General features: G+C 67.9%; 13 protein-coding genes. 7 read left to right on the top strand and 6 right to left on the bottom strand.

All coding sequences use genetic code 11. The features are described 5' to 3' along the window. Positions 1–88 precede the first annotated feature (88 nt). Entirely contained in the window at positions 89–661 is a 573-nt protein-coding gene (locus QAD21_RS07365; RefSeq protein WP_159370415.1) for a GNAT family N-acetyltransferase, read from the top strand. 34 nt (positions 662–695) lie between these two features. Here the strand turns inward: QAD21_RS07365 and QAD21_RS07360 are convergent, their stop codons facing one another. From QAD21_RS07360 to QAD21_RS07350, 3 genes are all read right to left on the bottom strand, one after another. Continuing rightward, positions 696–2,279 carry a cation:proton antiporter family protein gene (locus tag QAD21_RS07360; RefSeq protein WP_159370414.1) on the bottom strand — a complete coding sequence of 528 codons (1,584 nt, stop codon included), beginning with the start codon at positions 2,277–2,279 and terminating at the stop codon, positions 696–698. 159 nt (positions 2,280–2,438) lie between these two features. Continuing rightward, complete coding sequence (locus QAD21_RS07355; protein WP_068971913.1) at positions 2,439–3,140, bottom strand: TetR/AcrR family transcriptional regulator; 702 nt, start codon at positions 3,138–3,140, stop codon at positions 2,439–2,441. 56 nt (positions 3,141–3,196) lie between these two features. After that, positions 3,197–3,847, bottom strand: a complete 651-nt coding sequence (locus QAD21_RS07350; protein ID WP_159370413.1) for a vitamin K epoxide reductase family protein — start codon at positions 3,845–3,847, stop codon at positions 3,197–3,199. Between the two features lie 149 nt (positions 3,848–3,996). Here QAD21_RS07350 and QAD21_RS07345 point away from each other — a divergent pair, with 149 nt between their 5' ends. The 4 genes from QAD21_RS07345 to QAD21_RS07330 all read left to right on the top strand — a co-directional run bounded on the left by QAD21_RS07345 (position 3,997) and on the right by QAD21_RS07330 (position 7,869). Continuing rightward, on the top strand, positions 3,997–4,641 hold the full coding sequence (locus QAD21_RS07345; protein ID WP_058250824.1) for an ABC transporter permease: 645 nt from the start codon (positions 3,997–3,999) through the stop codon (positions 4,639–4,641). Continuing rightward, on the top strand, positions 4,638–5,972 hold the full coding sequence (locus tag QAD21_RS07340; protein WP_165630287.1) for an ATP-binding cassette domain-containing protein: 1,335 nt from the start codon (positions 4,638–4,640) through the stop codon (positions 5,970–5,972). The genes QAD21_RS07345 and QAD21_RS07340 overlap by 4 nt, the downstream gene beginning before the upstream one ends. Beyond that, a complete protein-coding gene (locus QAD21_RS07335) occupies positions 5,969–6,787 on the top strand; it encodes an ABC transporter permease (protein WP_058250826.1) in 819 nt (272 codons plus the stop codon). The genes QAD21_RS07340 and QAD21_RS07335 overlap by 4 nt, the downstream gene beginning before the upstream one ends. A 146-nt stretch (positions 6,788–6,933) precedes the next feature. Next, positions 6,934–7,869 carry a glycine betaine ABC transporter substrate-binding protein gene (locus tag QAD21_RS07330; RefSeq protein WP_207624970.1) on the top strand — a complete coding sequence of 312 codons (936 nt, stop codon included), beginning with the start codon at positions 6,934–6,936 and terminating at the stop codon, positions 7,867–7,869. Positions 7,870–7,883: 14 nt separating this feature from the next. On the opposite strand, the gene QAD21_RS07325 is transcribed toward QAD21_RS07330, so the two are convergent. The 3 genes from QAD21_RS07325 to QAD21_RS07315 form a co-directional block, all read right to left on the bottom strand. Beyond that, positions 7,884–8,393, bottom strand: coding sequence for a pyridoxamine 5'-phosphate oxidase family protein (locus QAD21_RS07325; RefSeq protein WP_165630878.1), 510 nt, complete (start codon positions 8,391–8,393; stop codon positions 7,884–7,886). Positions 8,394–8,469: 76 nt separating this feature from the next. Continuing rightward, on the bottom strand, positions 8,470–8,664 hold the full coding sequence (locus QAD21_RS07320; protein WP_137808838.1) for a hypothetical protein: 195 nt from the start codon (positions 8,662–8,664) through the stop codon (positions 8,470–8,472). Between the two features lies 1 nt (position 8,665). Next, positions 8,666–9,808, bottom strand: a complete 1,143-nt coding sequence (locus tag QAD21_RS07315; protein WP_165630288.1) for an LLM class flavin-dependent oxidoreductase — start codon at positions 9,806–9,808, stop codon at positions 8,666–8,668. A gap of 187 nt (positions 9,809–9,995) precedes the next feature. On the opposite strand from QAD21_RS07315, the gene QAD21_RS07310 reads away from it, so the two are divergent. Both QAD21_RS07310 and QAD21_RS07305 read left to right on the top strand, forming a co-directional pair. Continuing rightward, the gene (locus QAD21_RS07310; protein WP_165630289.1) at positions 9,996–11,168 is read left to right on the top strand and encodes an LLM class flavin-dependent oxidoreductase; all 1,173 of its coding nucleotides are present in this window, start codon (positions 9,996–9,998) and stop codon (positions 11,166–11,168) included. Continuing rightward, positions 11,165–12,505 (top strand): NtaA/DmoA family FMN-dependent monooxygenase, encoded by a 1,341-nt coding sequence (locus QAD21_RS07305; protein ID WP_165630290.1) that lies wholly within the window; start codon positions 11,165–11,167, stop codon positions 12,503–12,505. Before QAD21_RS07310 ends, QAD21_RS07305 begins: the two co-directional genes overlap by 4 nt. Positions 12,506–12,552 lie beyond the last annotated feature (47 nt).

Raw genomic sequence — 12,552 nt, 5'->3', positions numbered from 1 at the left:
GGGTCGCCGATCGGCCCGCCCTGCCCGGTCGGCGGACTCGTCCCGACGGAGTTCTCGCCGTCGGCGCCCCTGCCCTACCCTCATCGGCATGAGCGACCGCACCTCCGGCGCGACCTCGCCCCCGATCCGCGTGTCAGACGCGACGATCGACGATTGCGAGGCCGTCGCGGACATCTACGCGCACTACGTGCAGCACACCGTCGCGACCTTCGACTACCTGGTTCCGTCGGTCTCGCAGTGGCATGCCAAGCACGCCGCGATCACCGCTGCGGGCCGGCCGTTCGTGGTGGCCCGCGCGGTCGACGACGGGGTCGAGCACGTCGTCGGATACGCCTACCTGGGGACGTTCCGGACGATGCCCGCGTACGACCTGTCGACCGAGGACTCGATCTACGTGCGGCCCGGTCACGGGGGACGCGGGATCGGCACCGCGTTGATGTCCGCGCTGCTCGCCCGCGCCGACCCGGACAACGTCCGCCAGATCGTCGCGGTCATCGCCGCGACCGGAGGTGAGGGCTCGATCGCACTGCACCGGCGGTTCGGATTCGACGAGGTGGGTCGCCTGCGCGCCATCGGTCACAAGGCCGAGCAGTGGATCGACTGCGTCTACATGCAGAAGGACCTCTGGAGCGGCGACGACGCTTCCGGCGCGGGCAGCTGACCGGCCTGGCCACCGGGTCGGGGTGAACCGTCGCTCAGCGTTCCAGACCTGCGGCCTCGGCGGCCGCGTCGGCCAGTCCGACGCCGGTGCCCTCGTAGATGTGGAACGCCACGTCGGCCCCTCGCTGGAGTAACTCGTCGCGTTCGTCGTCGTACTGCGCGACGACGGCGATGGTCCCGGTGACGCCGAGCTCCTCGATCCGTTCGAGAGCCACGAGATTCGAGCCGTGGAAGGGCATGGCCAGGACGAGCAGTTCGAGCTCGCCGACGCCGACGGCCCGGTCCCAGAAGTCGGTCTCGGTGGCGTCGGCGTCGAGTACCCGGACACCCTGCTCGGCCAGTTCGCTCGCCTTGAGCGGGTCGTTCTCCACGCCGATCACGGGTAGGCCGTATTCGTCGACCAGCCGGTCGTAGACCGAGTGGCCGACGCGACCCATCCCGAGGACGAGAACGCGCGCCGGTGCCAGGACGATCGGCGCGTCGTCGGGGTGCGCCCGGGCGGCGGCCGTGGTCGGGACGAACGCCGAGAGCCGGGTCACCAGGCCCGTGCCGCGACGGTTGACGAGGGTGGAGAACACGAAGCTCCCCGCCACCGCGACCGATGTCACCACCAGCCAGTCCTCGCCGATGATGCCTGCCCCCACACCGGTCGCGATCACGATGAGCCCGAATTCCGAGAAGTTGGCCAGAGCGAGTCCGGTGAGGATCGACGTCCGGCGACGCAGGCCGAACAGCGAGAGGACCAGCGTGTACACCGCTCCCTCGAGCGGCAGCAGGATGAGCAGGAGCAGACCGAGCAGCACGGTCTCGGTCGTCGGCGTGACGTGCAGCCCGATCGACACGAAGAACCCGACCAGCAGCAGCTCACGCAAACCGAACAACGTCCGCGACAGCTCCCCCGCACGGGGGTGAGAAGCGAGGAGGACGCCGATGATCATCGCGCCGAAGTCGCCCTTGACACCCACGGATTCGAAGAGCCAGTAGCCGGGTACGAGCGCCATGACGATCCCGAACAACGTCTGCAACTCGCCGTGGCCGAGGGTGTTCCACAACCGCCGGACGATCCACGCGCCGGGGATCAGCAACACCAGGGCCAGCGCCCAGGGGCTCGGCGGCTCGCCCTGCATGGCGGTCAGATAGACGACGGCGACGATGTCCTGCAGCACGAGGACGCCGATGGCGATCCGGCCGTAGAGGGAATGCGACTCCGACCGCTCGTCGAGTACCTGGACGACGAACACCGTGCTCGAGAAGGACAGCGCAAATCCCAACAGCGCCACCGTCTCCCAGCCCTCGCCGGCGAGCAGCCGCACCCCGATGGCACCCAGGACGCCGAGGAAACCCATTGTGAGCCCGAGGATGACGAGCAGGTTCGCCGCCGTGGTGATGACGACCTCGCGCCGGAGCAGCATCCGCACGTCGAGCTTGAGCCCGATCGTGAACAACAGGATCGTGACGCCCAGTTCGGCCATCGTGTCGATGATCGGCAGTTCGTCGATTCCCGGTGCGTGCAGGATGAACCCCGCGGCGAGGTAGCCGACGAGGGTCGGCAGGCGGGCCACACGTGCGAGGAACCCGCACGCGAAGATGACGACCAGGTAGATGCCGACGGTCTCCACGCGCGGCGCCTCAGCGGGATGCGATGGCCGGCCGGCCGGCGCCGTGCGGGGTCGACATCGGTTGATCCTTCCGGCCGGGGGACGCAGAGTGAATCAACAATAGACGCGGTCCGGGCCCCGTGCCGGGCACCTCGGGTCGGGTGTGGGCCGGGCCCCCGGTCATGCGTCGTCGACGGTGGTCCGCTTGCGCGATTCGACGTAGTCGGGCCCGACGAGTTCGGGATCGGGTTCGAGTCGGGTGAGCCCGTTCCAGCACAGGTTGACCAGGTGCGCCGCCACGACCTCCTTCGACGGTTCGCGGACGTCGAGCCACCACTGCGCCGTCACCGACACCATCCCGACGAGCGCCTGGGCGTAGAGCGGTGCGAGGGCGGGATCGAAGCCGCGTCGTTCGAAGTCCCCGGCCAGGATGTGCTCGACCTGACTGATCGCGTCGTTCAGGAGACTCGAGTAGGTCGCCGTCTCGTCCGTGCTCGCGGTGCTGTCGCCGCGGACCAGGATGCGAAAGCCGTCGGTGCGCTCCTCCATGTACGTCAGCAGCGCGAGTGCGACCTGCTGGATGCGATAGAGCGAGCGGTTCTTCGACAGCGACGAGGTCACCATCTCCAGCAGGGTCTCCATCTCACGGTCGACGACCACCGCGTACAGACCTTCTTTGCCGCCGAAGTGCTCGTAGACGATAGGTTTCGAGACACCGGCGCGCTGCGCGATCTCTTCGATCGACGTGCCCTCGAAACCCCGTTCGGCGAACAGTCCGCGCGCCACCTCGATGAGCTGCAATCGCCGTTGCGCGCCGGTCATCCGCGCCCGCGGCGCGCGCTGCACCTCCGCCGAACCCTCCGATGGACGCCCGATAGCCATGGGCCCAGCGTAGTGGTGCATCTCGGGAGATTCCGAGCGGTCGCGCGAGGTCGGGTTCAGTACAGGCTGGACCAGTACGACCAGAATCGCACCGCGATCAGCACGATCACGAGGCCGACCCCCGCGACGAGGATGGGGGCGTGATTGCGGGCCAGGGCGAGCGCGACACGGGACCGCGAGGTGAGACCGCTCGCGTGCGCGTTGCGCACGCTGACCAGGACGAAGATCGGCAGTGTGACCGCCCAGACGACCATGCAGTAGGGACACAGCGCCCCGATCGAGTAGAGGCTCGAATAGATCAGCCACCCGATGAAGACCATCGCCGCGGTGACCCCGACCTGTAGCCCCGCCCAGTACCAGCCGGCAAGGCGCGCCCCGGCAAGCAAGGCCATCCCGGTGGTGATCGCGACCGCGAAACCGGCAATCCCGAGCAGCGGATTGGGGAACCCGAATACCGCCGCCTGCGGCTGAGCCATCACCGAACCGCAGCTCAGCACCGGGTTGAAGTTGCAGGACGGCACGTAGTCGGGGTCGGCGGCCAGTTCGAATCGTTCCACGGTCAGCACGAACGCCGCGACGAAGCCGATGGCCCCGCCGACACTCAGCACCCAGGCGACGATGCGCGTCCAGGAACGCACGGCCTCGGCCAGGTGGGCCCGATCGTCGTCGGGTCCGACCTCCGAGCTGGTCAGCGCAGTCTCACTCACCCATCCAGGATGGCACCGCGTCGAGCGGAGATCGACCCACGCCGCGTGAAAGCCACACTGGATCGGTCCAAATGTCGGCAGTCTCGTTCAACTCTGCGTAATGTCGACGCAGACACCGGGGGTGGGACACCGGGGATGGGACACCGACAGTGCAATTGTGGGATTACCTCAGCGAGAACGCCCGATCACTCACTTTTCTGACCTACCAACACGCGTCGCTGTCATTTCAGACAGTGCTCGTGGGTACGGCCGTGGCGATCCTCATCGCCGCCGTGGTCTATCGCCTCCCGCTCGCCAGCGCGCTGACGCTGACGTCGAGCCGTGTGGCACTGACCATTCCGTCGCTTGCCCTCCTGGCCCTGTTGATCGTGCCGTTCGGACTCGGTGTGACGCCGTCGTTTCTGATGCTGGCCTTCTTCGCCACGCTGCCGGTGATCGGCAACGCGGTCGTCGGCCTACGGTCCGTGCCGCCGGCCGTGGTCGAATCCGCCCGCGGCATCGGGCTTTCGAGATGGCGCATCCTGCTCACCGTCGAGTTGCCGATCGCCTGGCCGGTGATCCTGACCGGCATCCGCGTGTCGACCCAGATGATCGTCGGTGTCGCCGCGATCGTCGCCTACGTCCTCGGCCCCGGCCTGGGATCGCTGATCTTCAACGGGCTTTCCCGCCTCGGTGGTGCCAATGCACTCGAAATGGCGCTCGCCGGAACGATCCTGATCGTCATCATCGCCCTCGTCTTCGACGCTCTCCTGGTTCTGCTCGGCCGACTCACCATCTCCAAGGGACTCTCATGACCGACTCCGCCACCTCGTCCGCGCCGAACGGCAACAACCGCAACGTCACAGGGGAGTCCATCCGCCTCGACGGAGTGGCCAAACGTTACCGCGGAGCCACCACGCCGGCCGTCGCCCGTCTCGACCTGGAGATCGACGCCGGTGACATCGTCGCCTTCGTCGGCCCGTCCGGATGTGGCAAGACGACGACGCTGAAGATGATCAACCGCCTCATCGAACCCACCGAGGGTCGCATCTACATCGGTGGACGCGATGTCACCGCGGAGAACCCGGACAAGCTGCGGCAGTCCATCGGCTACGTCATCCAGTCCGGCGGACTCTTCCCGCACTGGTCGGTGAGCAAGAACATCGGCGCCATTCCGCGAATCCTGAACTGGGACAAGAAACGTATCGCCGAGCGCACCGAGTACCTGCTCGACCTCGTCGGACTCGACGCCGCGACCTTCGCCGAACGGCTCCCCAAGGACATGTCCGGCGGCCAGCAGCAGCGGGTCGGCGTCGCACGCGCCCTCGCCGCCGATCCCCCGGTGCTGCTGATGGACGAGCCGTTCGGCGCCGTCGATCCGATCACCCGAGCACGCCTGCAGGACAAGCTGATCGCGATCCAGCACGAGCTGGCCAAGACCATCGTCATCGTCACCCACGACTTCGAGGAGGCGACGAAACTCGGCGACAAGGTGTTGATCCTCTCCGAGGGCGGGCACATCGAACAGTTCGCGCCGCCGGAGGAGATCCTGGCCAATCCGGCGAGCCCGTTCGTCGAGGAGTTCGTGGGATCGGGCGCGACTCTCGCCCACCTGACCCTCACCCGCGTCCGCGATGTCGACTTCAAAGAGGTGATCACCGCCCGGGTCGGAGAACCGTCCGGTGCCGTGGTGACCCGCGCGAAGGCGGCCGGCGAGGACTGGGTCGCCGTCGTCGACCAACACGGCCGCCCACGCGCATGGCCGTCGGTCGAGGAGATCCGCGCCAAGCCGGAGGTCTCCGACTACCTCGACCATCGCCTCCCGGTCGTCGCCAAGTCCTCGACGCTGAACGACGCTCTCGACTCGATGCTCGCGACGAGCCAGGGAGGCGTGCTCGTCACCGACGGACGCGGCGCGGTCGTCGGGGCACTGAACATCGCCTCGGTGATGGAGGCGATCCGCGGCCAACTCGCGACGGTGCGGGAAGACGACGACCACGGCGGCTATCTCGACCACGCCGAGGGTTCGGCTCCCGTCGAGACCCCGGTCGTCGCGGCCGACGACGAGCCCGGCCTGGAACCGGCCGCAGGCGCCGGTTCCGCGACAGCGCCGGTGGGCACACCCGAGACGAGCGCCGAGCGGTGACGGGTTTCATCGCCGAAGAGGCGAGGATCACCGAGACCGCGAAACCCCCTGCCCCGGAGTCGGTCCCGAGCGGCTTTCGACGACGGCTCTCCCGTATCCCCATCGACGTGTGGTTCGAACCGCTCGTGATCGTGGTCGTCGGCGTGGGTTTCGCCATCTGGTACGCGAACACCACGTTCACCACCACCGAGAGCGCGTCGATGTCGTGGGCCGCGCTGCGCGCCACCATCCTCGATCACATCCAGCTGACTCTCGTCGCCACCGTCATCGTCGTCGTGATCGCGATCCCACTGGGTATCGCGCTCACCCGACCGTCGCTCCGGTGGCTGAACCCGATCGCGGTGAACATCGCCAACATCGGGCAGGCGGCGCCGGCGATCGGTCTGCTGGTGCTGTTCACCTTCTGGCTCGGGACCGGTTTCAACACGGCCGTCGTCGGCCTGGTCGTCTACGCGGTGCTCCCGATCCTGCAGAACACCATCGTCGGATTGCGTCAGGTCGATCAACGGACCGTCGAGGCATCCCGGGGCATCGGCCTGTCCGCCGTCCGCACCCTCGTCCAGGTCGAACTACCGCTCGCCGTACCCGTCATCCTCAACGGGGTGCGGACCGCACTGGTGATCCTGGTCGGCACCGCCACCCTCAGCACGTTCATCGGCGCGAACAGCCTGGGCACGCTCATCACCACCGGCATCACGCTGTTCCTGCCCAAGCTGCTGGTCTCGGGCGCGATCCTGGTCGCCCTGCTCGCCATGACGATCGACTGGCTCGGCCGCCTCGTCGAACTCGTCGCGACACCACGGGGGATCGCATGATGACACGGTCGCATTCGGCCCGCTCGCTGCGCTCCCGGCGCCGGTCACATTCGGCCCGCTCGCTGCGCTCCCGGCGCCGGTCACATTCGGCCCGCTCGCTCCGCTCCCGGGCACTCGCAATCCTGGCCGCGTCGGCGGCCCTCGTGATGACGCTGTCGGCGTGTGGTCTGGTGAGTTCGTCCGGAACCTTCCGTCCCGCTTCCCTTCCCGGCGGCGAACGTCCGCTGGAGGGCACGTCGGTGGCCGTGACGTCGAAGAACTTCACCGAACAGGTCCTGCTCGGCAAGATCACCGCGACCTATCTGGCAGCGGCCGGGGCCGACGTCGACGACCTCACCAACGCACCGGGATCGATGTCCTCGCGGCAAGCGGTTCTCAACGGTGACGCCGACATCGTGTGGGAGTACACGGGCACCGCCTGGCAGACCTATCTCGGTGAGACGGAGACCATCGCGGATCCGCAGCAGCTGTACGAGCGCGTCCGTGACGCCGAACGCGCCAACGGTGTCGAGTGGCTACCGCCTTCGTCGTTCAACAACACCTACGCCTTCGCCGCCTCGGCACCGACGGCCGAGCGGTTGAACGTCACCAAGATGTCCGACATCGCGAAGCTGCCCGAATCCGAGCGGACGTTCTGCATCAACGACGAGTTCCTCTCGCGCGCGGACGGTTTCATCCCCATGCTGGAGGCATACGACATCCCGCTCGACGCCCCCGGCGGCGTGCCCAAGAGCAACGTGACGACCATGGACTCCGGCGTCGTCTACACCTCGACCGCACGGAGCGAACCCTGCAACTTCGGCATGGTCTACTCCACCGACGGTCGCATCAAGAACCTCGACCTCGTCGTCCTGGAAGACGACAAGAAGTTCTTCCTGCCCTACAGCGGCTGCCTCGTGGTGAGCACCGGCGTCAACAACGCGAACCCGGAGATCGCCGAACTCATGGCTCCGGTGTCGGCGAAACTCACCGACGAGCTCATGCAGGAACTCAACGGACTCATCGACATCGATGGTGCCGACCCCTCCGACGTCGCCTACGACTGGCTCGTGAAAGAAGGCTTCATCGTCCCGGTCGACTGACCGTCGACTCACAGTCAATGAGACTGGCTCGGTGCGTAGACCGTCATCCAATGCGGGTGCAGGCGAAAGTAGATGACCTCGACGTCCCAGTCGAACGCATCATCGCCGTAGATCTTCTTGAAGTGGGCCACCAACTCGGGCCAGTCATCGGCGCGGTCGCCGTCGAGCGGGTTGAGGATCTCGACCGTCCCGTGCGTGAACACCCCGAGTTCCTCGCCCTGGATGTGAGCCGCGCTGGCGGCCGGACGGGCGGCGAGGTGCCGAGCCTTCGCAGCTGTGCGCGCCGTGCCGAAGATCCACTTCCCGTGGAGGAAATGCCCGTCGACGGCGCTGATCCTCGGCTCGCCCGCCGCGGTCACGGTCGAGAGCGCGAGAACACGCATGCCGGTCAGGATGTCAACCAATTGCGGTGCGTCGACCGTGTTCTCGCTGCTGATGATGGACCGCAGATGATCTGTGGATCGGGACAGAGACGCGTCGAGAAGGGTCTGCAGTTCTTGTAGTTCATCCGGGGTCTCGTACATGGTGGACGTCCTCGTTGGCTGCTCGTCGGCGACGACCGTCGTCACCGGAGAACCTCATGGTGCCACCGGGACCCGGTTATGAGACCTTTCCGCGGCCGACCGTTCTTGCTGACTCCAACGGGAGACCCAGGGGCGGTGCCTCCGGATGCAGCGCCGCACACACGGCGAGTAAATCCACGTCGACGCGACGCCGGATGCCGGTGAACAACACCCTCAACGACGACCGCACACCGGCGCGTCGTCCGAAACCCTCTGCCGCGTAGCCGGTCATCTCACTTCCCTCGCAATCCCCATGCGGCCGCCAGCAACTCATGCGACGCCAGCCGGTGGTCGAAGTCGTGGGTGACGCTGGTGACGAGCAGTTCGTCGGCGCCGGTCACCCGCACGAGGGTGCGCAGCCCGTCCACCACGGTGTCGGGGTCGCCGACGAACTGGGTGCGCACGCGATCGTCGACCAGCGGGAGCGCGTCATCGTCGAGCGGACGCGACGTGTCAGGGTCCGGGTACGGTTGCGCGCCGGCTCCGCTACGGATGCCGTACACCCAGTGTCCGTAGGTGGATGCACGGTGCCGTGCGGTCGATTCATCCGCGGCGACAACGACATCCGCGGAGACGACCACATACGGCTCGGCCAGGACCGGCGACGGCCGGAACGCACTTCGGTACGCCTCGACGGCCTCCAGGACCGTGCTCGGGCTGACGTGATAATTGGCGACGAACGGCAACCCGCGCGCACCTGCGGTCTGGGCACTCTGCCCCTTGCTGCTCCCGAAGATCCAGACCGCCACGTCGGCGCCCTGCCCCGGCACCGCGGTCAGTTCGACGTCGCGGTGACTGAACCCGCCCGCCAGGAGCGCCAGGACATCACCGACGGCGTCGTCGAAGTCCGGCGGCGACGCACCGTCGAACTGCGAGGCGTCGAACGCGGCGACGACCCGCGGTGCGTTCAGGATCGACTCGACGGGGAACGGCGACGGTATGAGCAGGCCGTCGACGACCTCGTCGGGCTGCCGGGGTGCGGGCTCGCGGGGTGCGGATTTCCGGTCGGCGGTCGCCAACTCGGTGCGACGCTGCGCGGAACGACCGAGACCCAGGTCCAGTCGGCCAGGGTGGAGCGCGTCGATGGTCCCGAAGGCCTCCACGATCGACACCGGGGTGTGCAGGCCGCTCTGGACCGCCGCCGATCCCACGCGGATGGACTCGGTCGCGCCGGCGATGAGTCCGATGAGCGTGGTCGTCGACGAGCTGGCCACTGCCACGAAGTGATGCTCGGCGAGCCAGAAGCGGTGATATCCCAGACGTTCGGCGTGCCGGGCCAAGGCAACGCTGCGGCGCACCGCCGTCGCCGCGTCACTTCCCTCGGTGACCGGCGCGAGGTCGAGCACCGACAGCGGTATGGGTTCATGTCCCGTCATACCGCTCCCCGACCGTCTCGAGTCCTGTGCCGAACACACCTCATCCTGATCACCGAAGCGGCATCGGCGGGACATCGGAAGGGTTAGGCCCACGCCGATCCGATGACCGGGCCCTGGAATCCCGTGTCATGCCGCCACTGTTCGAGACGGAGACACACATCGACGACACGACTCGAGGGGAGACTCGATGACCGAACACGTACGCGTCGCCGTGGCGCTGGACGGTTGCGGGTCGCATCCGGGTGCGTGGCGTGCGCCCGGGGCCCGGGCAAACGCGCTCACGGCAGCGGCGCACTGGCAGCAACTGGTCGGCGAGGCCGAAGCCGGGCTCCTCGACTTCGTCACCCTCGCGGACACCTTCGCCCTGCATCGCGGGCACTCCCGCACCGACCGGGCGACGGGAGGACTCGACTCGGTACTGCTCGCCTCCCGTCTCGCTCCCACGACCCGTTCGATCGGGCTGATCCCGACGGCGACCGCCACCCACACCGAGCCGTTCCACGTCTCCAAGGCGATCGCGACCCTCGACTATGTGAGTCAGGGTCGCGCCGGGGTCCTGCTGCGTACGACCGCGGACCCGGACGAGGCCGCGCTGTTCGGCCGACGACGATTTCCCGACGATCCGGCGGTGCTCGCCGATCTCGCGTCCGAGGCCCTCGACTTCGCGACCGTGCTCGGTCTGCTCTGGGATTCGTGGGAGGACGACGCCGAGATCCGCGACGTCGCAACCGGTCGCTTCGTCGACCGGGACAAGCTGCACTACATCGACTTCGCCGGGGATCATTTCTCGGTGCGCGGCCCCGCCATCACGCCGCGCCCGCCGCAGGGCCGGCCGGTCATCGCCGCGACCGGCGCCCACCCCACCGATCTGCGGCTGATCGGTCGGGGCGCCGACCTCGGGTTCATCAGCCCGCGCGACGTCGACGACGCCGTGCGCGCGGTGGACGCCGTGGGCAGCGCACACTCCGACGCCGGTCGTGAGAGCACCGATCCAGCACTCCTGTTCGTCGACCTGTTCGTCGTGCTCGCCGCATCGGAGGCGGAGGCCGACGAGCGTCGGGCGCAGCTCGACGACTGGGCCGGTGGACCGTTCACGCCCGACAGTGCGCTCTTCGCCGGCACCCCGGTCGGGCTCGCGGACGAGATCGAGCGCTGGGCCGCGGTGGCAGGGATCAGCGGAATACGACTGCACCCGGCCGCCTTGCCCGAGGACCTGCGCGCGATCACCCGAGAGCTCGTACCGGAACTCCGGCGCCGCAACCTGTTCCGCGCTGAGTACAGCCATTCGACGCTGCGCGGGCACCTCGGCCTGGCGCGCCCGTCCAATCGTTTCACCACTGGAAAGGCCGGTGTCGCATGACCAAACAGGTCCATCTCGCCGCCCACTTCCCCGGGGTCAACAACACCACGGTGTGGAGCGACCCGGCGTCGGGCAGCCAGATCGAGTTCGACTCGTTCGTCCACCTCGCGCAGACCGCCGAGCGCGGGAAGTTCGACTTCTTCTTCCTCGCCGAAGGACTGCGGCTCCGCGAGCAGAACGGGCTGATCTACGACCTCGACGTGGTCGGTCGACCGGACACCTTCACCGTGCTGTCCGCGTTGGCCGCGGTCACCACCCACCTCGGCCTTACCGGCACCATCAACTCGACCTTCAACGAACCCGTCGACGTCGCACGGCAATTCGCCACCCTCGATCATCTGTCCGCCGGACGCGCGGCCTGGAACGTGGTGACCTCGTGGGACGAGTTCACCGGCGAGAACTTTCGTCGTGGCGGTTATCTGCCCGAGGACCAGCGGTACGCGCGCGCCAAGGAATTCCTCGCCGCCGCAGCGTCTCTCTGGGACTCATGGCGCGACGATGACGTCGTCGCCGATGCCGAGAGCGGCCGGTTCCTGGCCCGCCTCGAGGCGGGTGAATTCGAGTTCACCAGTTCACAGTTCGACATCCGCGGGCACTTCCCGACCCCTCGTCCGCCACAGGGGCGGCCGGTCATCTTCCAGGCCGGGGACTCCGACGAGGGTCGGGAGTTCGCGGCCGCGACCGCCGACGCCATCTTCTCCCGGCACGCCACCTACGACGCCGGCCGGGCGTTCTACACCGACGTCAAACGACGACTCGCCACGTACGGCCGACGCCCCGACCAACTCCTCGTGCTGCCCGCCGCCACCTTCGTCGTCGGCGACACCGACGCGCAGGCAGCCGAACTCGCCCACGAGGTGCGCCTGCAACAGGTCAGCGGGCAGACGGCGATCAAGTTCCTGGAACAGCTGTGGAATCGGGATCTGTCCGACCACGACCCCGACGGTCCGCTGCCGCAGGTGGATCCGATCCCGGGCGAGAACACGGTCGCGAAGGGACGCGCGAGCGTGCGCATGCACCGTGACCCGGTCGCCGTGGCGCGCGAATGGCGCGACCTGGCCGAGGCGAAGAACCTGACGACGCGTGAACTCATCATCGAGGTCACCGGCCGCCAGTCGTTCGTCGGCTCGCCGCAGACGATCGCGCACACGATCAACGATTTCGTGCAGGCCGACGTCGCCGACGGTTTCATCCTGGTGCCCCACATCGTGCCCGGCGGGCTCGACCGGTTCGTCGACGAGGTGGTGCCGGTGCTGCAGGAGCTGGGCGTGTATCGCACCGACTACGAGGGATCGACGCTGCGGAACAATCTGGGACTGGCGCGCCCGGGGGGTTGAGCCTCGCCTGGGACCGGGCTGCTCGTCGTGAGACTCTCCGGAGGCCG

Origin of the sequence: Gordonia sp. SMJS1, from assembly GCF_029866425.1 — a bacterium.
GTDB classification, from domain to species: Bacteria; Actinomycetota; Actinomycetes; order Mycobacteriales; family Mycobacteriaceae; genus Gordonia; species Gordonia hongkongensis.
The sequence above is the reverse complement of the archived record's forward strand: the minus strand, read 5'-3'. Positions and strand labels throughout refer to the sequence as shown.

Excerpts from the sequence above, each read along its gene's own strand:
- QAD21_RS07330 (WP_207624970.1), top strand. The coding sequence starts at position 6,934 with ATGACGCTGTCGGCGTGTGGTCTGGTGAGTTCGTCCGGAACCTTCCGT.
- QAD21_RS07355 (WP_068971913.1), bottom strand. The coding sequence starts at position 3,140 with ATGGCTATCGGGCGTCCATCGGAGGGTTCGGCGGAGGTGCAGCGCGCG.
- QAD21_RS07325 (WP_165630878.1), bottom strand. The coding sequence starts at position 8,393 with ATGTACGAGACCCCGGATGAACTACAAGAACTGCAGACCCTTCTCGAC.
- QAD21_RS07310 (WP_165630289.1), top strand. The coding sequence starts at position 9,996 with ATGACCGAACACGTACGCGTCGCCGTGGCGCTGGACGGTTGCGGGTCG.
- QAD21_RS07315 (WP_165630288.1), bottom strand. The coding sequence starts at position 9,808 with ATGACGGGACATGAACCCATACCGCTGTCGGTGCTCGACCTCGCGCCG.
- QAD21_RS07340 (WP_165630287.1), top strand. The coding sequence starts at position 4,638 with ATGACCGACTCCGCCACCTCGTCCGCGCCGAACGGCAACAACCGCAAC.
- QAD21_RS07320 (WP_137808838.1), bottom strand. The coding sequence starts at position 8,664 with ATGACCGGCTACGCGGCAGAGGGTTTCGGACGACGCGCCGGTGTGCGG.
- QAD21_RS07365 (WP_159370415.1), top strand. The coding sequence starts at position 89 with ATGAGCGACCGCACCTCCGGCGCGACCTCGCCCCCGATCCGCGTGTCA.
- QAD21_RS07305 (WP_165630290.1), top strand. The coding sequence starts at position 11,165 with ATGACCAAACAGGTCCATCTCGCCGCCCACTTCCCCGGGGTCAACAAC.